At 64.3% G+C, this 24,916-nt stretch carries 27 protein-coding genes; 13 read left to right on the top strand and 14 right to left on the bottom strand.

Annotation, left to right across the window (positions count from 1 at the left end; translation table 11 throughout):
• Positions 1–3: 3 nt before the first annotated feature.
• Positions 4–405: a dihydroneopterin aldolase gene (folB, locus tag KSAC_RS06505; RefSeq protein ID WP_110546611.1), complete on the top strand. Its 402-nt coding sequence runs from the start codon at positions 4–6 to the stop codon at positions 403–405.
• Positions 406–441: 36 nt separating this feature from the next.
• Here folB and KSAC_RS06500 read toward each other — a convergent pair whose 3' ends face one another.
• The gene (locus tag KSAC_RS06500; protein WP_162900446.1) at positions 442–780 is read right to left on the bottom strand and encodes a TIGR02300 family protein; all 339 of its coding nucleotides are present in this window, start codon (positions 778–780) and stop codon (positions 442–444) included.
• Between the two features lie 176 nt (positions 781–956).
• Here KSAC_RS06500 and aroA point away from each other — a divergent pair, with 176 nt between their 5' ends.
• From aroA to rpsA, 3 genes are all read left to right on the top strand, one after another.
• On the top strand, positions 957–2,309 hold the full coding sequence (gene aroA, locus KSAC_RS06495) for a 3-phosphoshikimate 1-carboxyvinyltransferase (protein WP_110546608.1): 1,353 nt from the start codon (positions 957–959) through the stop codon (positions 2,307–2,309).
• A complete protein-coding gene (gene cmk, locus KSAC_RS06490) occupies positions 2,306–2,947 on the top strand; it encodes a (d)CMP kinase (protein WP_118962926.1) in 642 nt (213 codons plus the stop codon). Before aroA ends, cmk begins: the two co-directional genes overlap by 4 nt.
• A 275-nt stretch (positions 2,948–3,222) precedes the next feature.
• Positions 3,223–4,938, top strand: a complete 1,716-nt coding sequence (gene rpsA / locus KSAC_RS06485) for a 30S ribosomal protein S1 (protein WP_102323131.1) — start codon at positions 3,223–3,225, stop codon at positions 4,936–4,938.
• Between the two features lie 446 nt (positions 4,939–5,384).
• Here rpsA and KSAC_RS06480 read toward each other — a convergent pair whose 3' ends face one another.
• Positions 5,385–8,096: a M16 family metallopeptidase gene (locus tag KSAC_RS06480; protein WP_132304763.1), complete on the bottom strand. Its 2,712-nt coding sequence runs from the start codon at positions 8,094–8,096 to the stop codon at positions 5,385–5,387.
• A gap of 74 nt (positions 8,097–8,170) precedes the next feature.
• Between KSAC_RS06480 and KSAC_RS06475 the strand changes: the two genes are divergently transcribed.
• The gene (locus tag KSAC_RS06475; RefSeq protein WP_132304761.1) at positions 8,171–9,343 is read left to right on the top strand and encodes a serine hydrolase domain-containing protein; all 1,173 of its coding nucleotides are present in this window, start codon (positions 8,171–8,173) and stop codon (positions 9,341–9,343) included.
• A gap of 45 nt (positions 9,344–9,388) precedes the next feature.
• Positions 9,389–9,907, top strand: coding sequence for a hypothetical protein (locus KSAC_RS06470; RefSeq protein WP_102324136.1), 519 nt, complete (start codon positions 9,389–9,391; stop codon positions 9,905–9,907).
• Between the two features lie 17 nt (positions 9,908–9,924).
• Here the strand turns inward: KSAC_RS06470 and KSAC_RS06465 are convergent, their stop codons facing one another.
• From KSAC_RS06465 to KSAC_RS06430, 8 genes are all read right to left on the bottom strand, one after another.
• Entirely contained in the window at positions 9,925–10,098 is a 174-nt protein-coding gene (locus tag KSAC_RS06465) for a DUF1674 domain-containing protein (RefSeq protein WP_102324137.1), read from the bottom strand.
• Positions 10,099–10,169: 71 nt separating this feature from the next.
• Positions 10,170–10,892 (bottom strand): c-type cytochrome biogenesis protein CcmI, encoded by a 723-nt coding sequence (ccmI, locus tag KSAC_RS06460; RefSeq protein WP_132304759.1) that lies wholly within the window; start codon positions 10,890–10,892, stop codon positions 10,170–10,172.
• 7 nt (positions 10,893–10,899) lie between these two features.
• Positions 10,900–11,379: a cytochrome c-type biogenesis protein gene (locus KSAC_RS06455; protein ID WP_132304757.1), complete on the bottom strand. Its 480-nt coding sequence runs from the start codon at positions 11,377–11,379 to the stop codon at positions 10,900–10,902.
• Entirely contained in the window at positions 11,376–11,954 is a 579-nt protein-coding gene (locus tag KSAC_RS06450) for a DsbE family thiol:disulfide interchange protein (protein ID WP_132304755.1), read from the bottom strand. The genes KSAC_RS06455 and KSAC_RS06450 overlap by 4 nt, the downstream gene beginning before the upstream one ends.
• The gene (locus KSAC_RS06445; protein ID WP_132304753.1) at positions 11,951–13,930 is read right to left on the bottom strand and encodes a heme lyase CcmF/NrfE family subunit; all 1,980 of its coding nucleotides are present in this window, start codon (positions 13,928–13,930) and stop codon (positions 11,951–11,953) included. The genes KSAC_RS06450 and KSAC_RS06445 overlap by 4 nt, the downstream gene beginning before the upstream one ends.
• 8 nt (positions 13,931–13,938) lie before the next feature.
• A complete protein-coding gene (gene ccmE, locus KSAC_RS06440) occupies positions 13,939–14,472 on the bottom strand; it encodes a cytochrome c maturation protein CcmE (protein ID WP_102323138.1) in 534 nt (177 codons plus the stop codon).
• On the bottom strand, positions 14,469–14,618 hold the full coding sequence (locus KSAC_RS06435; RefSeq protein WP_102323139.1) for a heme exporter protein CcmD: 150 nt from the start codon (positions 14,616–14,618) through the stop codon (positions 14,469–14,471). Before KSAC_RS06435 ends, ccmE begins: the two co-directional genes overlap by 4 nt.
• A complete protein-coding gene (locus tag KSAC_RS06430; RefSeq protein WP_102323140.1) occupies positions 14,615–15,418 on the bottom strand; it encodes a heme ABC transporter permease in 804 nt (267 codons plus the stop codon). Before KSAC_RS06430 ends, KSAC_RS06435 begins: the two co-directional genes overlap by 4 nt.
• 178 nt (positions 15,419–15,596) lie before the next feature.
• On the opposite strand from KSAC_RS06430, the gene KSAC_RS06425 reads away from it, so the two are divergent.
• The 3 genes from KSAC_RS06425 (at position 15,597) to KSAC_RS06415 (ending at position 17,346) form a co-directional block, all read left to right on the top strand.
• On the top strand, positions 15,597–15,890 hold the full coding sequence (locus KSAC_RS06425) for a YciI family protein (protein WP_102323141.1): 294 nt from the start codon (positions 15,597–15,599) through the stop codon (positions 15,888–15,890).
• Between the two features lie 10 nt (positions 15,891–15,900).
• On the top strand, positions 15,901–16,320 hold the full coding sequence (locus KSAC_RS06420) for an EVE domain-containing protein (RefSeq protein ID WP_110546593.1): 420 nt from the start codon (positions 15,901–15,903) through the stop codon (positions 16,318–16,320).
• Between the two features lie 174 nt (positions 16,321–16,494).
• Positions 16,495–17,346, top strand: a complete 852-nt coding sequence (locus KSAC_RS06415) for an EcsC family protein (RefSeq protein WP_132304751.1) — start codon at positions 16,495–16,497, stop codon at positions 17,344–17,346.
• Positions 17,347–17,468: 122 nt separating this feature from the next.
• Here the strand turns inward: KSAC_RS06415 and KSAC_RS06410 are convergent, their stop codons facing one another.
• Positions 17,469–17,654, bottom strand: a complete 186-nt coding sequence (locus tag KSAC_RS06410) for a hypothetical protein (RefSeq protein WP_132304749.1) — start codon at positions 17,652–17,654, stop codon at positions 17,469–17,471.
• A 24-nt stretch (positions 17,655–17,678) separates the two neighbouring features.
• Complete coding sequence (locus tag KSAC_RS06405; RefSeq protein ID WP_132304747.1) at positions 17,679–18,653, bottom strand: 2-hydroxyacid dehydrogenase; 975 nt, start codon at positions 18,651–18,653, stop codon at positions 17,679–17,681.
• A gap of 83 nt (positions 18,654–18,736) precedes the next feature.
• On the opposite strand from KSAC_RS06405, the gene aat reads away from it, so the two are divergent.
• The 4 genes from aat to KSAC_RS06385 all read left to right on the top strand — a co-directional run bounded on the left by aat (position 18,737) and on the right by KSAC_RS06385 (position 21,216).
• Positions 18,737–19,420 (top strand): leucyl/phenylalanyl-tRNA--protein transferase, encoded by a 684-nt coding sequence (aat, locus tag KSAC_RS06400; RefSeq protein ID WP_174234103.1) that lies wholly within the window; start codon positions 18,737–18,739, stop codon positions 19,418–19,420.
• Between the two features lie 52 nt (positions 19,421–19,472).
• The gene (locus KSAC_RS06395; RefSeq protein ID WP_243705328.1) at positions 19,473–20,147 is read left to right on the top strand and encodes a DUF4412 domain-containing protein; all 675 of its coding nucleotides are present in this window, start codon (positions 19,473–19,475) and stop codon (positions 20,145–20,147) included.
• A 38-nt stretch (positions 20,148–20,185) separates the two neighbouring features.
• The gene (locus KSAC_RS06390; RefSeq protein WP_132304745.1) at positions 20,186–20,779 is read left to right on the top strand and encodes a hypothetical protein; all 594 of its coding nucleotides are present in this window, start codon (positions 20,186–20,188) and stop codon (positions 20,777–20,779) included.
• Between the two features lie 128 nt (positions 20,780–20,907).
• Complete coding sequence (locus KSAC_RS06385) at positions 20,908–21,216, top strand: hypothetical protein (protein WP_243705327.1); 309 nt, start codon at positions 20,908–20,910, stop codon at positions 21,214–21,216.
• On the opposite strand, the gene KSAC_RS06380 is transcribed toward KSAC_RS06385, so the two are convergent.
• Positions 21,213–21,719, bottom strand: a complete 507-nt coding sequence (locus tag KSAC_RS06380; protein ID WP_102324139.1) for a peroxiredoxin — start codon at positions 21,717–21,719, stop codon at positions 21,213–21,215. The two genes, KSAC_RS06385 and KSAC_RS06380, sit on opposite strands and share 4 nt — an antisense overlap.
• Before the next feature lie 130 nt (positions 21,720–21,849).
• Positions 21,850–24,873 (bottom strand): bifunctional [glutamine synthetase] adenylyltransferase/[glutamine synthetase]-adenylyl-L-tyrosine phosphorylase, encoded by a 3,024-nt coding sequence (locus tag KSAC_RS06375; protein ID WP_207918776.1) that lies wholly within the window; start codon positions 24,871–24,873, stop codon positions 21,850–21,852.
• Positions 24,874–24,916 lie beyond the last annotated feature (43 nt).

Below are 24,916 nucleotides of genomic sequence, written 5' to 3'. Positions count from 1 at the left end.
GCCATGTTCGTGCTGCCCCCATGGAATGAACCCGAACCGCTGCGCTGCCTGTTCGTGCGCAACATGGTGCTGGATGCCCATATCGGCGTGTTCGAGCATGAACAGGGCGTGACCCAGCGCATCCGCGTCAACGTGGCTTTCGGTGTTGCCGATGATGTGACGCAGGCGGTGGGCGCGGACGATCTGGAGCGCACCGTATCATATGAACGTGTGGTGCTGCTGATTCGTGAACTGGTGGCGCAGGGCCATGTCGCGCTGGTGGAAACACTGGCCGAGCGAATCGCGCAGGGCGTGCTGGCGGACAGGCGCGTGCGCATAACCCGCGTGCGGGTCGAGAAACTGGATATTTTTGACGATGCCGAATCGGTCGGCGTCGAGATCGAGCGCCGTAACCCCGCCGCCTGATGCAAAACGGCCCGGGACATGCCCGGGCCGGATCGGTCAGTTGTCGTGGTCTTCCTTGTCGGTCTTCACGTCGATATCGGCGCTGCTGATGTCGTCATCGTCGTCATCATCAAGCCCCGCATCGTCGGGCAGGACCGCATCCGCGTCTTCATCCGCGTCGGTGTCCAGATCGACGTCCACGTCGTTGTCGAGGGCGTCATCCCCGGCCTTGGCCTTGGATTCGGGAATGATTTCAGCCGGGCGGCGCACGCGGGGCGCTTCCACGGGCTGTTCCGCACCACATTTCGGGCAGACGGCCGGATTCTTGTTCAGATCGTAGAAACGGGCGCTGCAGGAGACACAGACACGTTTGGTGCCGAGGTTGGGCTGGGCCATCTTGAACCTGTCGATCCTGTTGTAATGATGAAGGAAGCCACAATAGCGGGACGTGGCGAAAGGCGCAGCCCCATGCCAGTTTGTGCGTATAATGTCAAACGCCGGGCGGACGCCACCCCACAATCATGCCGATCTGCGATTGACTTTGCCACCCGGAATACGGAATGGGATGCGTTATGAAAACCGATCATGCCCCATCTTCCGTCCGCGCGCTGACGGTTCATGCCCCGCGCGCGCCCCTGTCCGGTTCGATCCATGTGCCCGGTGACAAATCGATCAGCCACCGCGCCCTGATGTTTGCGGCCCTCGCACGTGGTACGACCCATATCACCGGCCTTCTGGAAGGCGAGGACGTGCTGCGCACCGCCGACGCCATGCGCGCGCTTGGCGCCGACATCATCCGCGACGGCGTGGGCGAGTGGACGGTAAAGGGCTGCGGGCTGGATGGTCTGCGCGAACCCGATGATGTGCTGGACATGGGCAATTCCGGCACTGCCGCGCGCCTGCTGTCAGGTATTCTGGCCAGCCATGGCTTCACATCCGTCATGACGGGGGACGCCAGCCTGCGTGGCCGCCCCATGAAGCGGGTCATGGACCCGCTGGCCGCAACGGGCGCCGTTTTCCTGTCACGTCAGGGCGGTCGCCTGCCGCTGGCCATTCAGGGCAATGGCGATCCCGCCCCGCTGTCCTACCGTCTGCCGGTGGCGTCCGCTCAGGTGAAATCCGCCGTGCTGCTGGCCGGACTGAACGCTGTGGGTGAGACGCGGGTGGAAGAACCCGTCGCGACTCGTGACCATACCGAAAACATGCTGCGTCATTTCGGGGCCACCGTGCGGGTGGAGCCAATGGGCGCGGGCGGTCGGGTCATCACCCTTCAGGGGCGGCCGGAACTGGTGGCGCAGGATATCGTGGTGCCGGGCGATCCGTCCTCGGCGGCGTTCGTGCTGGTCGCGGGCCTGCTGGTACCGGGATCGAAGGTGGTCGTGCAGGGCGTCGGCCTCAACCCGCTGCGCACGGGCCTGTTCACGTCGCTGCGGGAAATGGGTGCCGATCTGGCGATCAGCAACGAACGCGTGGAAGGTGGCGAGCCGGTGGGCGACATCACCGTCACGGCGGGCACGCTTCATGGCGTGGACGTGCCTGCCACGCGCGCGCCGTCCATGATTGACGAATATCCGGTTCTGGCGGTTGCGGCGGCCCATGCAACGGGGCAGTCGCGCTTTCGCGGGCTGGAGGAACTGCGCGTGAAGGAAAGCGACCGTCTTGCCGCGACCGTCGCCCTGCTGGAAGCCAACGGCGTGAAGGTGGACGTGGTGGGTGATGACATGATCGTGCATGGCACGGGCGGGGCCATCCCCGGTGGCGGTCTGGTACGGACCCGCATGGACCATCGCCTTGCCATGAGCGCGATTGTCATGGGGCTTGCCGCCAGCAGCCCGGTAAGCGTGGATGATACGGCGTTTATTGACACCAGCTTCCCCGGTTTCGTGGCCCTGATGAACAGCATCGGCGCCGGGCTTGCGGCATGACGCGCCGCCTTGTCATAGCGGTTGACGGTCCTGCCGCGGCAGGAAAGGGCACCCTTGCGCGGCGGCTGGCGCAGGCGCTGGACCTGCCTTACCTTGATACCGGGCTGCTTTACCGCGCGACCGGACGGCGGATGATCGACGCCGGTCTCGACCCGCAGCACGCCCCGGCGGAGACATTTGCCGCCAGCGTCGGTCTGGAGGACCTCAGCCGCACCGACCTGCGCGTGCCGGAAGTGGACCGTGCAGCCAGCCTTGTCGCCGCCCAGCCTGCCGTGCGCCGTGTGCTGGTTGACGTGCAGCGCCGCTTTGCCGGTGAACATGGGGCCGTGCTGGACGGGCGTGACATCGGCACCGTCATTTTCCCCGATGCCACGGTGAAGCTGTTCATTACCGCTTCGGCCCGCACGCGCGCCGAACGGCGGTGGGAACAGCTTGCCAGCGATCCCCATGCGCCGGACCGGGCGGAGCAGATCGCCCGCGTGGAACAGGAAATCGTGGCACGCGACGCGGCGGACTCCAGCCGTAGCACCGCCCCCCTGTGCATGGCCGATGATGCGGTGCGTATCGAAACCGACACGCTTGACGCCGATGAAGTACTGGCCGAGGCCCTGCGGATCGTGGCGCGCATGACGCGCTAGGGCGCTTTTGTGCGGGAACTATCTGTCCTGCTCATGGTTTTTATTGACATGCGCCATCCATAGGGTGTCTGTGCACACCGGTATATGCCCCGCGCGTACGCGTGCCGGGGCATGACGTTCATTCACTGGCCATCAGGCGGGCCGCGACCGTGTCGCGGCACATGCGCCGGGCAAGCCGTTCCCAATATATCCCGCGCATGCGGGGCGGTCGGGGGCGCAGGATTGTCCACATGCCCCATCGGGGTGAATGTGGTTACAGGATTTACGAGTAGCCCATGGCTTCAGCCACAACACAGCCCGTCGCCGATTATAAGGGTGGCGAGGACTTTGCCTCCCTTCTTGAGGAAACTCTCGGTCGGGATTCCGCATTTGACGGTTCCGTTGTCACGGGTCGCGTCGTCCGCCTGACGGATGAATACGCGATCGTCGATGTCGGCCTGAAAAGCGAAGGGCGCGTCGCCCTGAAGGAATTCGGTCCGCCGGGCGTATCCCCCGACGTCAAGCCGGGTGACGTTATCGAACTGTTCGTCGAGCGGTACGAAGATCGTGACGGGTCCATCGTCCTGTCGCGTGAAAAGGCCCGCCGCGAGGAAGCCTGGTCGAACCTTGAAAAGGCGTTCGAAGGCAACCAGCGCGTCAACGGCACCATCTATGGCCGCGTCAAGGGTGGCTTCACCGTCGATCTGGGCGGTGCGATGGCGTTCCTGCCCGGCAGCCAGGTCGATATCCGCCCCGTGCGCGATGTGACCCCGCTGATGGGCGTGCCGCAGCCGTTCCAGATCCTGAAGATGGATCGTGCGCGTGGCAACATCGTCGTCTCGCGTCGTGCGGTTCTGGAAGAGACCCGTGCGGAACAGCGCAGCGAGCTGATCCAGGGCCTGAAGGAAGGCATGATCCTCGACGGCGTGGTCAAGAACATCACCGATTACGGTGCGTTCGTGGACCTCGGCGGCGTCGATGGCCTGCTGCATGTGACCGACATCGCATGGAAGCGCATCAACCACCCGTCCGAAGCGCTGCAGATTGGCCAGCCCGTCCGCGTGCAGGTCATCCGCTTCAACCCCGACACGCAGCGTATCTCGCTGGGCATGAAGCAGCTTGAAGCTGACCCGTGGGAAAACGTGGCGATCAAGTACCCGCCGGGTGCGCGCTACTCCGGTCGCGTCACGAACATCACCGATTACGGTGCATTCGTGGAGCTGGAGCCGGGCGTCGAAGGTCTGGTGCACGTTTCCGAAATGTCCTGGACGAAGAAGAACGTCCATCCGGGCAAGATCGTCGCCACTTCGCAGGAAGTCGATGTGATGGTTCTGGATGTGGACAGCGCGAAGCGCCGCATCTCGCTGGGCCTGAAGCAGGTGCAGCGCAACCCGTGGGAGCAGTTCGCCGAGGAGCACAAGGTTGGTTCCGTGGTGGAAGGCGAGATCCGCAACATCACCGAATTCGGCCTGTTCATCGGCCTGTCCGCGGACATCGACGGCATGGTTCACATGTCCGACCTGTCCTGGGACGAGGCGGGCGAAGTCGCCATGAGCCACTACGAGAAGGGCCAGGTCGTAAAGGCCAAGGTTCTGGATGTGGACGTGGAGAAGGAGCGTATCTCGCTCGGTATCAAGCAGCTTCAGGAAGACCCCGCTGCTGACACCCTGAGCAAGGTGCAGAAGGGCGCGATCGTGACCTGCATCGTGACTGCTGTTCAGGCGAACGGCATCGAGGTGAAGGTTGACGACGTTCTGACCGGCTTCATCCGCCGTGCGGAACTGGCCCGTGACAAGGCTGACCAGCGTCCGGAGCGTTTCGCCGTTGGTGAGCGCGTCGATGCGAAGATCGTCTCGGTTGACCGCGCCGCGCGCAAGCTGGCCCTGACCATCCGCGGCCGTGAGGTCGAGGAAGACAAGCAGGCAATCTCTGACTACGGTTCGTCCGATAGCGGTGCATCGCTGGGTGACATCCTGGGTGCCGCGATCCGTCGCCGTAACGCCGAGGGCTGATCCTGCCGCACGCTCCGGCCCGCCTGCGCGGGTTGGGGTATGCGCACGGAAAGGGGGCAATGCAGAAATGCATTGCCCCTTTTTTTATACGTATATTTTCCAGTCTGTTGCCCCTGCCACCTTATGGGTAACAGACCCATGGCACGACAGCCTGCGCTCATCCATGCGATATTGCTGACCGTACAGTCGGGCATCTGTCCTGAAACATCCAGAAATCATAAGGAAGTTTTTGGTAAAGCTTTTTTCAGAAAGCTTTGGAAGACGTTGCCTTTTTTAAAGGCGACATCCCAAATTCATGCCGTCGCATAACGCCGCGCAGCAGGCAGCCATACCGTGTGCAGGCGTCCTGCTGGCAGCGTCTGCTGCGGGGTCTTGCGAACCTGTCGTCGCGCGGAAAAAAGTGGCCTCGCTCCGGAAAGCCGGGACAGGGATCTTTTTCCGGCGCGTTACGGTGTGGTTTCCGGCCCCTTCACGATTTCCGCCAGATCGGCGGGCCGTATCCATTTACGGAAGGCATCGCGTATCGCATTGGCATCCAGCGTGTAATACGCCTGCGCTGCAATATCATTCTGGTTCAGGGGCAGGCCCAGATCGCTGAAATGCAGGTAAGATGCGGCAATGGTGTCAAGGCTGGCCGATTGCAGGGCCAGTCCACGCAACATGCCCGCACGGGCCATGGTCAGTTCGTCCTCGTTTACAGGCTGGGTCTGCATTGCCCTGATATCGCGCAGGGCGGCTTCACGGGCTGCGGCAATCCTGTCCGGGTCGGCCCCGAAGGAAATGCTGTAGGCGCTGCGGTTGCGCCGCCATGTCAGATTGCTACGCACGGTATAAACATAACCCGTGCGGACCCGCAGGTCGCGGTACAGGCGGGATGAGAAGCCGGAACCCAGAATCTCGTTGCCCAGGCTGAGCGCGAAATGCTCCGGATTGGCGACCGTCAGCCCAAGGCTTTCCGGCAGGGAAACGGAAGCCTGCGTGCTGGACGGGTCGGGGACGTGTGTCTCGCTCATATGGCTGTCGGGACGGGATGGCAGATCGACAACCGGGGTCGGTCCCGTCGCGTGCCACGCGCCAAAGGTGCGGCTGATCGCCCTGTATGCGGCATCGGGTGTGATGTCGCCGGTAATGACGATTGTTGTCAGGTCAGGGCGATAGGCGGACGCCCAGAAGGCGCGGCAGTCCGCCAGTGTCAGCTTCATGACCCGTTTCGGGTCGGGCTGGCGCAGCGACGGGTCCCCCGATGGGGAGATGGCGGCCTGCATCGCATGGCTGAACAGGTAGCCCGGTGAATGCAGCAGGCCGGACAGGGAGGCCGCCGTGTTGGCCCGCACGACCTTGAATGCCGGTTCGGGCAGGGCCGGATGCAGTTCGTTTTCAGCCAGCAGGTCCAGACCCCGCGCGAAATCGGGTGTCAGGACGCTCAGGCTGAAATCCGCTCCGGCACTTTCGGTTGCGGCAATATCATCAAACGCCTTCTGCAGTCCGATCCGGTCATGGCTTGTGCTGCCATAATGGAACAGTTCATCGGTAATATCGGCGATGCCTTCCTTGCCGGGCGGTTCCTGCATGTCCTCATTCTGGCGAATGGTGCCATACAGGCTGATGGTATGGCTGACGGATGCCGGACGCACGATCAGCCGCAATCCGTTCGGCAGGGTGAAGGAAGCTGGCTGCGGCGATGGTTCGGGCGGGCGTAGCGCAAGCAGGCTGTCACTGGCCCATTGCGGCAGGGAAACGGCATGATCCGGCGTGCTGGCGAAGGATTCCGATCCACCAAACCCCTTGTCAGTGGTCGGATGGCCCGCGTCGCGTGGGGTCAGGATGGCGGTAATGGATTGCTGCGGGTCAAGTACCTGACGGGCCAGTCGGTTTACATCTTCCGGTGTTACGGTGGCGAAGGCGCTGGCTTCATCATCGGGGGACTGTAATCCCATGACCGCCTGCGCTTCCGACCAGCTTTCAGCCAGACCGGAAATGCTGTTGGCGGCGAAACCCAACTGCGCCAGTTCCTTGCGTTTGGCTGCGTCCACCAGATCGGCTGGCACGCCATTTTCACGCAGCGTATGCAGGATATTCTGCATGCGGGCCTGTAGCGGGGCAGGCGTGCCATCCTTTGGGAAGGCCGCGATGGCGATACCGATTCCCGCATCCGCCTTGGTTATGAAATCGAAGCTGGCCAGCAACGCATGGCCCTGGGGCACAAGGTCGTACAGCGCGCCGCGCTGGCTGGACAGCACATCGGACAGAATCCGGGCGGCTGCGTAATCATGGCTGTTCTGTCCCGGCATGCGGCTGGCGATGGCGACCAGCCCGATGGGGTAATCGGTGGGGAAATGCAGCGTCTGCGCATGGACGGGGCCGGGATGGATTTCGGGGCGGGGCGGCAGCCTGCGTGCCGGAATCCCCGCGAATGTCGTGCGGACCAGTTCCAGCGTGGATGTGGGGTCTACCGCGCCGGTTATGACCAGAATCGCATTATTGGGCGCGTACCAGTTCCGGTAGAACCGGCGCAGCATGGCGGTATCGGTCCTGTCGAAGGATGCACGGCTGCCCAGCGCATCATGTTCATATGGGGTGCCTGCGAACAGGATGGACTGCAACCGGGCCAGATAGACATAACCGGGGCTGGACATATCGCGCGAGACTTCCTGCTCGATCGCGCCGCGTTCATGTGTCCAGTCCTCTGCGGCCAGTGTCAGGCCATTCATGCGCAGGGCTTCGATATGCAGCAGCACGTCAAGGTTTTCCGCCGGGGCGGTATAGAAAAACTGCGTCACATTTTCCGTGGTATCGGCATTATAGCTGCCGCCAAGCCGCGCGCCGATGGCGGCAAGCTGGTCACGGTCCAGCCCGTGGCTGCCACGGAACATCATATGTTCCAGCGCATGCGCCGTGCCGGGAAAGCCCGCCGGGGCGGCTGCGGAACCGGCAAGGTAATTGATCTGGGTGCTGACCACCGGGGCTAGCCGGTCCGGCACGATCACCACGCGTAGTCCGTTGGGCAGCGTGGCCTGTAATGGCATTTCCGGCTGGATCAGGGCGGGAACGGGGGCGGGCCGGGTTGCATGTGCCATGGGGGCCATGGCGCCTCCCAGACCTGTGCCACATAACAGAAGGGAGAGGCTTACGACCTTGAAAAACTGACGTGCTATCATATCACAAGATTACGCTGCTTTGAGCGTGCCGACCAGTTCACGCGCTCGCCCCCTGTGTCGCAAAGGATGGAAACATGACATCTGGCCCCCTCGAAACCAGTGGCATGCGTGCCCGTGTCCGCCATGTCATGGATACGGCAATTGATAAGGCCCGACTGGTCGGCGCAGTGGTGCTGGTTGCGGTAGAGGGCGAGGTTGTGGTGGCGGAAGCCGCGGGTCTTGCGGACCGTGAAGCAGGCCGCCCGATGCAGGTGGATACGCTGTTCCGCCTTGCGTCCCTGACCAAGCCGGTTGTTACGGCTGTCTGCCTTGCGCTGGCGGAAGAAGGGCTGGTGGACCTGCACGCCCCGGTCAGCCGTTACCTGCCACAATTCCGGCCCTGCCTGCCCGATGGTGGCCCCTGCGATATTACGCTGCATCAGTTACTGACCCATACCAGTGGACTGGGCTACGGGTTTTCCCTGCCGCGCGACGACAATCCCTATACCCGTGCGGGGGTATCGGATGGAATCGCGGAACCGGGGCTGTCGCTGGCGGATAATATGGCCCGTCTGGCCTCGGTCCCGCTTCTGTTTCCGCCCGGTCAGGGCTGGTGCTATTCGCTGGGGCTGGATGTCATTGGCGCGGTGATTGAACAGGTATCCGAGCAGTCCCTGCCTGCTGCGGTCCAGGATCATGTGGGGCGCGTGCTGTCATGGCGGGAGAGTGGCTTTACGGTCCGGACACCTGAAACCCTTGCCGCATGCTATGCTGATGCGCGACCTGTTCCCATCCGCATGGGGGCTGAATATGTCCTGTCCCGCATACTGCCCGATGGCGGGGTGGGCGAAATCCGTTTCGCGCCCGACCGTATCCTCAACCCGCACTCCTACCCGTCCGGTGGCGCGGGCATGGTGGGTACGGCCCACGAATTCCTTGCCTTCATCGATACCGTGCGCAGCGGCGGGGATGGTATCCTTTCACCTGCCTCCGCCATGCTGTTCGGGCACAACGCCATAGGCGATCTGGATATGGGACCGCAGACACGGGGGCGTCGTTTTGGCTATGGCGGCGCAGTCATAACCGACCCTGATGCCGCGCGTACGCCGCTAGGCGCGGGCAGCTTCACATGGGGCGGCGTATACGGCCATCAATGGGTGGTGGACCGTTCGCGTGGCCTGAGTATTGTGATGCTGAGCAATACGGCGCTGGCCGGCATGGCCGGAACTTATCCCGATGCGGTTGTCGCCGCCGTCTGTGCCGGGTAAGGCATGGCCCCATGCGGCACGGATACGAAGATACTGGGAACTGTCATGTCATTTGGTGAACGCGTCAACCAGTTCGATGCCTGGCTTCTGGACCGGATTTTTCAGCCTTTTGCCGATGCGCTGCCTGAACGTCTGCCTGCGATGGAAGTGGGCATGAGCTTTCAGGTGGGGTCCATCGTGCTGTCGGCCGCGTCCATATCCGCCCTGCTGGTACTGGAAGGCATGACGCTGGATAACGTGATAACCAACCTGCTCGGCTGGTTTTTCGAGGTCATATTCTATATCGGCATTCACCGCCTGCGCGGCATGGTCCGCCCCGGTTACCAGAACCCGTTGCGGGTCATGCTGGCGGGGATGCGGCCCATTTCCATTCCCTTTGCGGTCTATGCCTTCTATCAGGCCCTGACGGCGGAACGGGTTTACGAACTCGCCCTGTGGTTCAATTCCCTGTCCCAGCTTGTATTCGTGGCGGGAATCTATCTGATTTCTTGCAACATGCCGCCGCCGGGACACCGGGCGCGCCAGACCTTCGGGCGCGGACCGCTACCGAACGAAATCGGCTGACAGGCAGCAGCCGTGGATCAGAAGTCCACGCATCTTCCCTTGACCGTCCAGTCGCCGTAGCGGGTTGGCTCCGGTCCCTTGGGGCCGCCGATTTCATCAGGTTCCGCCGGCTGTTTCAGCAGGGCGGCTTCCTTTGCGGCCTCATCGGATTCAGCGGTGGGTGCGGGGGTGGGGGTCTTGTCCTTGCTCATGCCCGGCATTTTCCGCCCGGATGCGGATGGCTGGCAAGCTGAAAAGCCCGCCATGCCATGCGGGTAGCGCGTTATTGATGTTCGGACTGCGCGATACGCTGCTGCACCGTCATCCGCCACGGCGCATCCGCCGGGGCGGCGTCAAGCGCGCGGCGGTAGAGATCCGCCGTTTCAGCCGAAATATGGCCACCATCCGCCATCATCTGGGCTTCGGCGGCACGGGCCGCCACTTCGGGGTCGAAGCGCTGTTCTATGGCGTTGCGCCAGGCCTGGGCGGCGGCGGCGTAGTGGTCGCGGCCCGCTTCGGCCTGACCCAGCAGCACATACCCCTGAAACAGGCTGGGATCGCCCGGCGGGATCTGTTTCAACTGCTCGCGCAGGCGGTCGATGATCGCGTCGTTGCGATGATCTTCCTTCTGGATGGCGGCAAGACGCGGGGCAAGGGGCTGCGCGGGCAGGGACGGGTGCCCGACCGTCAGGTAGAGCGCGATCGCCGCAACCGGCAGCCCGATCAGGGCCGCGGCAATGGCGCCGGTGGATGCCCCTTTGCGCGCGACAAAGGCGGGCAGGGTGTCCGTGCCCAGCAGGCGGCGCTGGATTTCCAGCCGCGCGCTGTCATGTTCGGATGGGGCGATCATCCCTTCCACCAGGTCACGTTCCAGTTCCGCAAGCTGGGCCTGATGCAGCGCAAGGGCGGTTTCGCGTTCATCGCGCAGCAGGGTGGCGCGACGGAACGACAGCAGGGCAGGCAGCAGCGCGATCACGCCAAGCAGGCAGATACCAATCCAGATCATCTCAATCTCAGCGTGTTCGGGTCAGGTCGGACAGACGGCGGCGTTCTTCATCCGTCAGGGGCGGTGGTGTGGACGCGCGCGGCCTGCGGAACGTCCACCACGCAATCCCGATACCGATGCCAAGCGCCAGTAGCGGCATGACCCACAGCAGCAGCGTGCCGATGGTCAGCGGCGGCTTGAGGCGGATGAAGTTGCCGTAGCGGTTGACCATCCAGTCCATGATCTGGCGGTTGCTTTCACCCTTGGCCACATGTTCGCGCACCACGTGGCGCAGGTCGCGGGCAAGGTCGGCGCTGCTGTCCTCAATCGATTCATTCTGGCAGACAAGGCAGCGCAGTTGCGCGCCAATCGCTTCGGCCCGCTGTTCCTGTGCCGGGTCCGGCAGCATCTCCGACGGGTCATCAACCGCGATCGCCACCACGGGGGCCAGCAGCAGGCAGGCCAGTAGGGCCATCACCCAGCCCCGGCGCAGGAAGGATGTCGTCATGATTTCAGGCTGTCCGCCAGCGGCATGATCGTATTGGCAATCATGCTTTCGGTAATGGGGGAGGCCGTATGCCAGCGGATGACCCCGCCCGGTCCGATCAGGAAGGTTTCCGGCACGCCGGACACGCCCCAGTCGATTGCCGTCAGCCCGTCGCGGTCGGCGGCAATGCGGGCATAGGGGTTTCCGGCACGCTGGACAAAGCCCAGCGCATGCTCGGGCTTGTCCTTGTAAGCGATGCCCCAGATTGGCAGGCGATTTTTCAGCACGTTCAGCACCGGCATTTCCGCCACGCAGGGAATGCACCACGAAGCGAAGTAGTTCACCAGAACCGGCGTTTTCAGCGCGCGCAGGTCCTGTGCGGAAAAGCCGGTTCCCGGCGCCTGATCGGGCAGGGCGAAGTCCGGCACGGGGCGGTTGAGCGCCGGGGCATGGATGTCATGGGGGTCGAATGATCCACGCGACATGCCCGACAGCATGCGCCAGAACGCGACACCCGCGCCACCTGCGACAACCAGCGGGGCCGCCATGAGCAGGCGGCGGCGCGTGGGGGAAGGGGGAAGGGACGTATCGTTCATCGTGCCGCTACCATGTCAGCCGCCTTCGCCCGGCGCGGCGCGCCCACGCGCACACGACGGTCAGACAGCGACAGCGCACCGCCAAAGGCCATGATCAGGCCGCCCAGCCACATCCATGGGGCCAGCGGGTTGTAATGCAGCCGCAGGACATAGGTGGGGTCGGCATCGCTGCCGTGCCTGTCCCCAAGAACGCCATAGATGTCGGCCATGAGGTTGGTGTGGATCGCCACTTCCGTGGTGGTCTGGTGCTGGCTGGCGAATGTCCGCTTGGACGGATGCAGGGTGGTGATCAGCCTGCCATCGTGGCGGACCTCGATGGTGGCGACCAGCGCGGTGTAATTGGGTCCCTGCGCGGGATGGACTTCGGTCAGGGTCCAGCTATCGCCCGCCAGCATCTCGCTCTGGCCGACATGGACTTCGACAATGCGGTGCGCCGCCTGCGACATGCCCGCAATGCCCAGCACCGTAATGCCGACACCCGCATGGGCCAGCGCCGCGCCGAATACCGCACGCGGCAGGCCACGGGCACGCTGCCAGCTCTGCGCGGGTGACTGGCGGAACAGGCGCAGCCGCTCCACGATATCGGCGATACTGCTGCAGATCACCCATACGGCGGTAGCGGTTGCCAGCACTGGCAGGATGTCACGCATGCGGAAGGTGGCGATAGCCAGCGCCAGCAGCGACACGCAGGCCGCCCACCACAAGCGGCGCAGGACCGGCCACATCTGCGCACGCTTCCACGGCACCATCGGGCCAAAACCCATGAACACCATGAGCGGAATGGCAAGGGGAATGGTAGTCGCATCAAAGAACGGCTTGCCCACCGAAATGGTCTTGCCGAACAGCAGCGACATGAATGGCGGATACATCGTGCCCGTCAGCACCACCGCGCAGATGGAACACAGCAGGATGTTGTTGAGAACCAGCAGCCCTTCACGCGACATGGGGGCGAACAGGCCACCCGTGGTGAGCTGCGGCGCGCGGATGGCGAACAGCAGCAGCGAACCGCCAATGACCACTGCAAGCAGCCCGAGGATGAACACGCCACGCGCCGGATCGTTGGCGAAGGCATGCACGGAATTGAGGATGCCCGAACGCACAAGGAACGTGCCGGAAAGCGAGAAGGAAAACGTGCCGATGGCCAGCAGGACGGTCCAGATTTTCAGCGCCTCGCGCTTTTCCACCACAATGGCGGAATGCACCAGCGCCGTGCCCGTCAGCCACGGGATCAGCGATGCGTTTTCCACCGGGTCCCAGAACCAGTAGCCACCCCAGCCCAGCACGTAATAGGACCACCATGATCCCATGGCGATGCCACAGGTCAGGAAGCACCACGCCGCCACTGCCCACGGGCGCACCCAGCGGCCCCATGCAGCATCCACACGCCCTTCGATCAGGGCGGCGATGGCGAAGGCGAACGGCACGGCGAAGCCGACATAGCCGGTGTAGAGAATGGGCGGATGGAACGCGAGGCCGGGGTCCTGCAGCAGCGGGTTCATGCCCTGCCCGTCCAGCGGCGCGGGCCAGACACGGGCGAACGGGTTGGACGTGGTCAGGCAGAACAGTTCGAAGCCTGCTGCAACCCCGCCCAGCACCGCAATCACGCGTGCCTGCAGGGCGGAAGGCAGGTTGCGCCCGAACAGGGCCACCGCGCCACCGCAGATGGACAGGATCAGCGCCCATAACAGCACCGAGCCTTCATGATTGCCCCATACGCCGGTGATTTTGTACAGCAGCGGCTTGCTGACCGCGCTGTTGGCCGCCACGTTCTGCACGGAAAAGTCGTTGGTGATGGCCGCATGGATCAGGCATGCGAAAGAAGTCGCAAGGGCCAGCATCTGCCCCACGGCCAGCGCGGGGGCCAGCGCCATCAGGCGCGCGTCACGCCGGTTCGCGCCGATCAGCGGCAGGATGGCCTGTCCGGCGGCCATGCAGCATGCCAGCGCCAGTGCAAAATTTCCAAGTTCCGGGTTCATCGCGGATGTCAGTTTCCGTCAGGTGTCTGGGTGGCCGGTTTTTTCGCCGTATCGGTCGCCGTCATGGTGTTCCAGCTTGTCGCGTCCGGCGCCTTGCCGAAACGTGGGTCCCATTTGCCGCTGCGGCGCAGTTCCTCGGCCACTTCCTTGGGCATGTAGGTTTCGTCATGCTTGGCCAGAACTTCGCTGGCGCGGAACGTGCCATCGGGATTGACGGTGCCCACGGCCACGACGCTCTGCCCCTCGCGGAACAGGTCGGGCAGTATCCCTTCATAACGAACGGTCACGGCGTCCTGCCCGTCGGTCACGTCGAATATGGCGACCGGGGTGTCCTTCACCTTTTCACGGTGTACGCTGCCCGCCACGACCATGCCGCCCAGACGGATGGTGCGGTCGGCTGGCGGCGGCTTCTTATGGACCTGCGATGGCGCCATGAAGAAGACGATATTGGATGAAAAGGCGTTGAGTGTCAGGGCAGCGGCGGAACCAAGCCCGATCATGCACGCAACCACCAGCCACAGGCGTCGGCTCTTGCGGGTCATGACGGCCTGCGTGTCCGGCCGGGCTGTTCAATGGCGGCAAGCCGTTTGCGCGCCTGTCGCAGCCGGATGGTGGCGTTGACCGACAGGATCGCCGCGACGCCAAGGGTCAGGCCATAGGCGGCCACGATATAGGGCAGGTGGGTCATACGGCGGCACTGTCTGTCTGGGGATTGGTCTGTGCGGACTGGCGGCCACGGCTGGCGGCAAGGATGGTGCGGATGCGGCTTTCCATTACGGAAGCGCGCAGGCGGGCCAGCACGATCGCGCCAAATCCCAGCGTGAAGCCCAGCGTGGTCAGGCCCAGCGGCCACAGCATGGAGGTGGACATGGTCGGCGCCCCCGTAACCGTGATGCTGTCGGGCTGGTGCAGCGTGTTCCACCACTGTACGCTGAACTTAATGATCGGCAGGTCGATCGCGCCCGCCAGCCCCAGTATGGCGGCGGCGCGGTAGCCACGCTGCGGTTCGTCAAATGCGCGGATCAGCGCGATATGGCCCAGATACAGGAAAAACAGTACCAGAACGGATGTCAGCCGCGCATCCCACACCCACCACGTGCCCCACATAGGCTTGCCCCACAGGGAGCCGGTGGCAAGGCAGACAGCGGTGATGGCGGCCCCGACCGGCCCGATCTCCACCGCCGCAAGGTCGGCCAGCGGATGCCGCCATACAAGCGAAAGAAGGGAGCACACCGCCAGCGCCATATACCCCGACGATGCCAGCCATGCTGTGGGCACATGCACGTACATGATGCGCACGCTGTCGCCCTGCTGCCAGTCGGCGGGGGAGAAGAACAGCCCGCATACGATTCCGGCCGCGGACAGCGCCAGTGCGGGCCAGGTCAGCCACGGCTGCAGCTTCGCACCCATGCGCAGGAAACGCCCCGGGTTGGCGTAGCGGTGAAAAAGGTTACCGGTTCTTGCGGTAAGGCTCTGCGTTGCGTTCAAGGTTGATCCATCCGTGCCGGGGGCACCTGTCCCTGCAATGAAAAGGGTCAAGAAAAATTTTCGCCATCGCCCGCGGTTGGCCGGGGGCTGGCGTTTTGCTGCTCTACACTATCGCGTTAAAAAAGACACGGCCAGTCCTGTCCCTTCATGGTACTGTCCCGCCACAGGAGGAGAAAACATGCTGTTTGCGATCATTTGTACCGACAGGCCCGGCGGTCTTGAAACCCGCAAGGCCACCCGTGAGCGTCACCTTGCCTATCTGGAACAGTGGAAGCAGCACATCGTGCATGGCGGTCCGCTGCTGGACGCGGAAAACCGCCCCTGCGGCAGCCTGCTGGTGGTGGATGTGGCTGACCGCGCGGCGGCCGAAGGCTTCGCAGCGGAAGACCCCTATGCCCGTGTCGAACTGTTCGAGAGCGTGGTCATCCGTCCGTTCCGTTCAGTTTTTCGTGATTGCATGCGGGTGGAGTGAAGAACCGGGCATGGCTTACTGGCTGATCAAGTCCGAGCCGGACGCGTTTTCATGGTCCGAGCAGGTGGAAAACGGCGTGGAACCGTGGACCGGCGTGCGTAACCACCAGGCGAAGAAGAACCTCGCGGCCATGGAAGTGGGGGACCGGGCGTTCTTCTACCACTCCAACGTAGGGCGCGAGATCGTGGGCGTGGTGGAAGTCGTGCGTGCTGGCTATCCCGACCCCACGGCGGAGGATGGCAGATGGGTATGCGTGGACGTGCGCGCCGTGGGGCCGATGCCCCGCCCGGTCACGCTGGCGCAGATCAAGGCCGATCCGGTGCTGGAGGATCTGGCCCTTGTGCGGCAGTCGCGGCTGTCGGTCGTGCCGGTTTCGGATGCGCACTGGGGACACCTGTGCGCGATGGGCGGCTGGAACAGCCACGGTTGAGGCGCGTTTCATGCCAGAAGGTATGGTGATGCGCATTGCAAGAACGCCATCATGGTGCTGAAACAGTGGGAACTGCCGCATGGGCGTTGCGGGCGGCGTCATCCATCCCGCCGGTAGTGCAGGGACATGGGGCCGGTCCGTACTGTTACGGAAGATCAGGCGAAGGGCATTGTAATGAGTGCAGGTTCCTCCAACGAACTGGCACCGCTGACGCTGGACAGCGCGTGTATTACCGAACTCCAGCAGGCGCTGGAACGGGTCGAGACGGGGCGCGGCGTGCTGGTGCGTCTGGCCGACCTGATGGGCGGTGCCGTGGGGCAGGCGGCGATGCTGGGCATGCGCACGCTGGGCCTTGCGCCCACGTTGCAGGCCAGCCTGCAATCCGCTGCCGAAACGGCCATCCGGCGTGCATTCGACATCGCGGTGATCGGCATGGACCGCCCGCATGACGTGTCCGCCCAACCGGGCGGCGGCGCCGCATGGCGCGACCCGGCGGTGAAGGCCGCCGTAACCATGTCGGGGGCCATAGGCGGTTTTGCCGGCCTGCCGGGACTGGTGGCCGATGTCGGCTTCACGACGCTGACCATCATGCGCGAGATCGCGCGTATCGCCCGCGAACAGGGGGAAGACCTGTCGCAGGAAGATGCGCGGGCGGCCTGTCTGGAAGTATTCGCCCTCCGCGCCTTCCCCTTTGGCGCGAACCGGAAGGCCGCGCCGGGGGAGGATAGCGAACTGGGCTATTTTTCCGCCCGCGCGATGCTGCGCGGTCGTCCGGTTGTCATGCTGGTCAGTGAAGTGGCGACCCATTACGGGCTGGGCCTGTCGCGCAAGTTCGCACTGCAGATGATGCCGGTGGCTGGCGCGCTGTGCGGGGCGTCGCTCAACGCGGCGTTCCTGTCGCATTACCGCGCGGTGGCGCAGGCGCATTTCACCATCCGGCGGCTTGAGCGTGAATATGGACCGGAAGTCCGCCGCACCGCCGCTGACCTCAAGGCCCACGCCGCAAGTCAGGTCAACGAAGGCTGAAGCGGTAATAATGCTGGCAGACGCGCTTCCTCTCCATTGGTGAGGGGCGTCTGCCACGACTTTATTTCTGTGAAAAACTTCAGTTCCCGACCGCTCCGGGCATGGCCCGGAGCGGCTGTCTGTCATGCTTTGCCGGATGTATGCCGCACGGGCTGCGGCTTCCTTACGATTTCGATGGTCGCGGCGATCAGCGCGAAGACCACGTAAAATCCGGTCAATGTCTGCAACAGGCCATTCATGCGCGGCATGAACAGTTCCAGCAGCAGTGTGATCAGCGTGAAAACGATGAAAACGCCGGGCAGTCCCATAAGCGTGCCTCCCTTACGGCCGGATCAGGCGTGGACGGGGGTGGGGGCTGCGCGGCCGTTCAGCACGGCTTCCACGTTTTCAATCGCCAGCATGCCCATGTCGGTACGGGTTTCGATGGTGGCGCTGCCGACATGCGGGGTCAGGAACACGTTGGGCAGTTCCAGAAAGCGCGGGTCGGGATTGGGTTCATTGCGGTAGACATCCAGCCCGGCGGCGGCAAGCTGGCCGCTGCGCAGGGCCGCGATCAGGGCGTCCTCATCCACCAGCGCGCCACGGGCGGCATTGATGAAAATGGCCCCGCGCGGCAGGCGGCCCAGCAGGTCGGCATCGATCATGCCTTCGGTTTCGGGCGTGGCGGGCAGATGCAGGCTCAGGATATCGCAGTGCGGCAGCATGTCGGTCAGGGTGCTGAAATAGGTGGCGCCCGCTTCCTGCGCGGCGGGCAGGCGGCGGCGGTTGGAATACATGACCGTCATGTCGAAGCCACGCGCCCGCCGGGCCACGGCCTGACCGATGCGGCCCATGCCCACGATACCCAGCCGCTTGCCGCTTATGCGGGTGCCCAGCATTTCATCCATCGCAAGCGGACGGCCCCAGCCTTCGCGCATGAGCGTGGTGTATTCCCCCGCGCGCCGGGCGGCAGCCAGCATCAGCAGGATGGCCATGTCGGCATTGCAGTCGGTCAGTACGTCGGGCGTGTTAGTGACGATGATGCCACGGGCATGAAGGGCTGAAATGTCCAGATGGTCCGTGCCGACGCTGACGGTTGCGACAACCTTCACGCAGTCAGGCAGTTGCGCCACGTCATCGCCACGCAGCGGCAGGCCCGTCGATGTCATGATGGCCTGCGGCTGGAAAGCGCGCGCGGCGTCCAGCAGTTCGCGGGTTGTCATCCGGTGGTCCGGGACGGGGGCTATGGTAAAGTTCTGCTCGATACGCTGCATGACGGGATCGGTCTGGCGCTGGGTCAGCAGTACGCGGGGGCGGGTAGCGGACATAGAGGGTGGTTTCTCCGGCCTAACGGGGGCATGACACAGGCGATCGTGCCTGCAGAAGCATGCGAAAGGGTTATCCTAAGAACATGACGGGTCAAGAGACGGTTCCGCTTACGCCGGAACTTATGCTGCGCGCCTACCGGGCCGGCCTGTTTCCCATGGCGCCCGATGCGCGGTCCGACGAACTGGAATGGTTCTTCCCGCAGATGCGCGGCATCCTGCCGCTGGAGGGATTTCATGTGCCGCGCAGGCTCATGCGCACGGTGCTGTCGGACCGCTTTGCAGTAATGACAGATCAGGATTTCGCAGGGGTCATGGATGGCTGTGCAGCACCCATGCCGGGGCGCGAGGATACATGGATCAACCCGCGCATCCGCACCCTGTTCTGTCAGCTTCACGCCATGGGCCATGCCCACAGCATCGAAACCTATCATGAGGGCAGGCTGGTCGGCGGCCTGTATGGCGTGGCCATCGGTCAGGCCTTTTTCGGGGAAAGCATGTTCAGCCGCATGCGCGACGCATCCAAGGTGGCGCTGGTCCATCTGGTGGCCCGCCTGCGTCTGGGTGGCTTTACCCTGCTCGATACACAGTTCGGCACGGATCATCTGGCCAGTTTCGGCGGATACGAGATTCCGGCGGATGATTACATGCGCCAGCTTGTCCGCGCGGTGGCGCGACGGGCGCAATGGATCGGAAATGACAGCGCGGCGGAACTGCTGCCCGCCATCCGTGCCCTGCGGCCCGCGGGCGCGATGGACGCGGATGGTTGACAGTCCTGCGCGTGCAGGGTTCCGTCTTGGCAGAAGAAGGGGAAGAAACGTGATGAAACAGGGAGCGGCCTGCCCGGTAAAGGGTAAGGGCAGGGGGCCGTTGGGCATGATGATGTTCGTGGCGGCCATTGCAGCGGGTGGCGCACCCGCCATGGCGCAGGAAGCCGCCACCGTTCACCCCCCGCTTACCCCCACGCGGGATGTGCAGGTGGACTATAACGTGCAGCCCGATGGCATGCCCGAGCCCAAGGCCGTGCGCACATGGTTCGCCTATAATGGCGGTCTTATGCGAATCGACAGCCCGCTGGCCATGGGCGAGATGGTGCTCAACCGCATGACCCGTCAGGTCATGATCATCATCAATCCGCAGAAGGTGTACAGCCAGCTTGATGCCCGCTACGGCATCCGCAATCCCTTCCTGCTGGACCTGTCCATGTCCTTCGTGCGCAAGGGCACCGCCACCGTGGCCGGGGTCACATGCACGCAGTGGGACGTGACGACCGATCAGGGCAACGCCACCACCTGCGTTACGGAAGATGGCGTGATCCTGCAGGAAGACGGTGTGGATGGGGACGGGCTGCGCGGTAAGCTGGAAGCGACGAAAGTGGTTTACGGACCCATTCCCGACAGCATGTTCCAGCCGCCCGAGGGCTATCGCAAGATCGAACCGCCCCCGCCGCCCGGCACGCTTGCCGCCCGCACGAACCCGGATCAGAAGGGCGGCTGACGCGCCTGCCCCGTCCCCGTTTTGAAGGATTACATACCGTGACCCGTTTTCCGTATCGCAGTGGTCAGGCCCTGCTGGTGGCTGGCCTGCTGCTGGCTGGTGCAGGCCATGCGTCCGCCGCCACCGATGAGACCCCCTTCGTCACCCCCCAGAACGATGTGGACGTGACCTACACCATCTACCCCCCCCATGACACGAAGGAGGTCATGACCCAGCGCATGCGCTGGTCCAGCGGGCGGATGATGCAGCGCGTCGATCCGGGCAATGCCACCACCTACATGGTTACCGACTACCACGCGGGCACGCTGACGGTAGTAAACCCCGAGCAGAAGATCAGGACGGTCATTCCCGCGCCGGGTGCCGGTAATGTGCAGATGGGGCAGCGTGCGCAGGGCAACTGGCTGCGCACCGGCACGGCCACCGTTGCCAACATCCCGTGTACGTTATGGCAGACGCAGGACACCGACCAGCGCCCCAGCGAAATCTGCTACACCGATGACGGCGTGATGCTGGAAGTCATCCGTGATGGCAAGGTGATGGTGGAAGCCACCGCCGTCACCCGTGTGCCACAGGCGGACGGCGTGTTTGCCATCCCTTCGGGCCTGAAGGAACTGCGCGCGGCCCATCCGTAACGGCCGAGGCCGGTTTATGGCATGAAAAGGGCGATTTCTGCCCGTAAATCGCCATGACCCTCCTGTCTCATCCCTGTCAGGCGGGGATGCGTTCCCCGCCTGATCGAGACAGGAGCAGGAAGAGTTTGATGAAAAACATCGGGCGTATTGCAGCCACCGGGCTGCTTGTCCTGACCGGGCTGGCGGCAGCCGCACCGGGCGCGCAGGCCCATGGGCGTGGCGGCGGGGGCGATGCGCTGGTTGGGGGACTGGTGGGTGGCATCGTGGGTGGCGTCATCGGCGGGGCCATGGTGGACAGCTACGGCCGCCGCCGCCTCCGCCCCCGGTCTATTACTGTCCCCGCCGCCGGCGGTGGCCTATTATGCCCCACCACCCCCGCCGCCGGTCGTGGTCTATGGTCCCTATGGCGGACCGGGACGTCCCTACTGACGTGCTAGCCCGCTGTTCCCGCCTGTAGCGTCAGGGTCGCAATGGCCTTGCGCACGGCGGCGACGTGGTTCGGGACCTTCACCTTGCGCCATGCTTCCACCAGATGGCCATTGGCATCGATCAGGAAAGTCGCGCGTTCGATACCCATGTATTTGCGACCGTACATCGATTTTTCGACCCATACGCCATAGGCTTCCGTAACGCTGCCATCGCCATCCGATGCAAGGGGGAAGGTGAGGGCGTGATCGGCTGCGAATTTCTCGATTGCAGGCATGCCATCGCGGGAGACGCCGATGACGCTTACGCCATCCTTCTGCATGTCATTCAGGGCGGCTTCGAATTCGCAGGCTTCCCTGGTGCAGCCCGATGTATTGGCCTTGGGATAGAAATACAGCACGAAAGGATGGCCGCGCAGGGCGGTCAGGCTGACCGTGCGCCCATGACTTGCGGGCATGTCAAAATCGGGAACGGCGCTGCCGGGTTCGGGGAAAGGGGGAAGAACCTTGCTCATGACCTGCCTTGCTGATCTGTCCGCCTGCATGGCGTGGCGCGTCCGGTATCGGCGCGACCGGCATGCGGGGATATGGGTTGGGCTGCGATCATGCAACGCTTTGGCGGGCGGGGAAACACTCCCGGCGTGGCTATCGCGCCGGTGTGTCCGCAATGGGGGGAATCAGACGGTCGAATATCGCGGTTACGCGGGCGGCCATATCATCCATCCGGTCCAGCAGGGCCGTCGCATTGCGCGCCCTGACTTCCCCCATCAGGATTTCAAGGCTGGCCTGCGGGATCGCATCGGGCACGACGCTGCCGCATATGATGCGGACCAGCCCCTGCATCGACCGCCAGAACAGGTCCGCGCGCCGCAGCAGGCGGGCATCCGCCATATCCAGCGTCCCCGCCTGCGCCAGCCGCAGCAGCGCCAGCCGGGTGGAGGGATTGCGGGCCTGTGCATCCGGCGTCAGCAGTTGCAGCCCCTGTGCGATGAACTCCACATCCATCAGCCCGCCCCGGCGGCGTTTGATGTCCCACGGGCTGGCGGCGGGATGTTCGCGCGCCAGCCGTTCGCGCATGTGACGCACGTCATGCAGGATCTGGCGGCTTTCCTCATCCGTCAGCGGGGCATGGTCCAGCGCCGTGGCGATGGCGTGGCGCAGGCGGGCGGCAAGGCGGGGCGGTCCCGCCACCACGCGCGCGCGGGTCAGGGCCATGCGTTCCCATGTCCATGCGGATTCTTCATGGTAGCGGCGGAAGGCGGACAGGGAGACGGCGACCGGCCCCTTCGATCCCGAAGGACGCAGGCGCATATCCACCTCATACAGCGGTCCCTCGCGTCCCGGCGCGGTCAGGGCCGCGACGAAGGCATGCGCCAGCCGGACGAAATACGTACCCGCCGCAAGCGGGCGTCCGCGCATGCCATCCGTGCCGACTGTGCCATTAACAACGCTTTCCCCCGCATCGGGCGGATGGTCGAACACGAGCATGAGGTCGAGGTCGGACCCCGGCATCATTTCATGCGATCCCGCCTTGCCCAGCGCCACAACCGCCATCGCACCACCGGGCACGGTGCCGTGGCGGCGTCTGTGTTCACCGGTGACCACGCGCAGCAGCCCGCGCATGACCGTTTCGGCCATGGCCGTGCGCGCGCGGGCGGCGCTGTCCTCGCCCATGCGGTGTTCAAGGCGGGCAACCGACAGGCGGAACTCCTCCCCACACACCAGTCCGCGCATCACCGGCAGTACCTGCTCGGCCGATTGTGCCGATGTGACATGCCGTCTGACCAGCGCCGTGGCCGTACCCAGCGCGCCAGGACCGCCATCCATGTCCAGCAGCCCGTCCAGGGCGGAGGGAGTTTCGGCCAGATGGTCGGCCAGGAACGGCGCGCAGTCCAGAACGGTCACGATGCGGTGGATCAGCGCGGTATTGCGTTCCAGCAGCGACAGGAACTGCACGCCCGCCCATTGCCGCTCCAGCAGCGCATCGAAACGGCGCAGCACGGTCAGCGGCTGCTGGCGGCCCCCGATTTCGGTCATGATGGCAGGCAGCAGCCGGCGCAGCAGCTTGCGGGCCCGGTCGGAACGCAGCGCGCGCAGCCGGTTGCCATCCCACCGGTTGAGGATCTGCAGCGCGTCACCGATGTCATGGGGCGCGAAGCCGTAGTCACGCAGCCGGTCGGCGGCATCGACATCCTCCGGCGCGATGGTGATGTCCTGCCGGTCGCTTTCGGCAAACTGCAGGTCGAAGTTGCGGCGCGAATGCTGCATGACCGACAGCATGCTGCAGGCCAGTTCACCCGGCGTTGCAGCCAGCATGAAGGTGGCGAAGCGTGCGAATCCGTCACGTGTGTCCGGCAGGGTGTGGGTCTGGTGATCCATGCGCATCTGCAACCGGTGTTCGGCCTGACGCAGCATGCGGTAGTTGCGGACCAGTATTGCGCACTGGGCACGTTCCAGCAGTCCCGCGCGGCGCAGCCTGCGCAGGCCGCCCAGCGTGGTGGGATCACGCAGTTCGGGCCGCCTGCCGCCCCATACAAGCTGAAGCGCCTGCACGATGAACTCTACTTCCCGTATGCCGCCCTGTCCCAGCTTCACGTTCTGCCCCAGAAGCCAGCCGGTCGCGGTCTCGGGATCGCGGATAGACGCGGGGGGCAGGCTTTCCAGATCAGCGTGGCCCGCATTCCGGTGGCGGTCGATTCGTGCTTTCATGTCGTGCAGATCGTCGATCACCGCAAAATCAAGATGGCGGCGCCAGATGAACGGATGAATGTGTTTGAGGAAACGGCGGCCCGCCACAATATCCCCCGCAACCGGACGGGCTTTCGTCATGGCCGCGCGTTCCCATGTACGGCCCATGCTTTCGTAATACTGAATGGCGGCGGGAAAGGACACGGCGGCGGGCGTTGCGGCGGGGTCGGGCCTCAGTCGCAGGTCCATGCGGAAAACGTAACCATTTGCATCACGCGCTTCCATCAGGGTGACAAGATCGCTAGTCATGCGCACAAAGGTATGTCGCAGTTCCCCGTTTCCGGGGTGGCGGTCCGGGTCATACAGGATGATCAGGTCGATATCCGAGGAGTAGTTCAGTTCCCGCGCGCCCAGCTTACCCATTGCCAGAACCACGAAGCCGCTGCCCCGGCACGGGTTTTCCGGGTCACGCAGGCGCAGTCGTCCGGTCTGGCAGGCATGCAGCAGCAGATGCCTGACCGCGGCCCCCAATGCGTTCTCGGCCAGTCCGCTCAGCGCCAGCGTCACCTGCTCCAGCGTCCATGCGCCCCCGATATCGGCCAGTGCAATGGCCAGCGCGGCCTGCCGCTTGGCGATACGCAGGGCGGCCATCACCTCAATGCGCGGGGTTTCGGGCGGCAGGGCTTCAAGCCCCCTGAGGATTTCGCGCACATGCGCATCCGCCCCGTCGAGCAGAAGGCGCAGGAAGGCTGCCGTATCGCGCAGCGCCAGGTCCGACAGGTAGGGACTGTTTCCTCCCAGTGCATCGGTCATGACCCGCACGCCCGCTATGCTGGCGATATCCGGCAGTCCCGCGCGGGCGCATGCCTGCGTCAGGTTTTCGTGCATGATGGTGGCCGCCCGGTCATCCGCCGGGTGGGGCCATGTGCATCCGCGCCAGGACGGGTGCAGCGTAAGGTCGGGTGTAGCGGGCATATCCATGGGGCAGGGTCCGGCAGGAGACTGGGAAGTCACGCATTTTCAT

It is taken from the genome of Komagataeibacter saccharivorans (genome assembly GCF_004348195.1).
GTDB lineage: Bacteria > Pseudomonadota > Alphaproteobacteria > Acetobacterales > Acetobacteraceae > Komagataeibacter > Komagataeibacter saccharivorans.
This window is presented reverse-complemented; position numbering and strand designations above follow the sequence as displayed.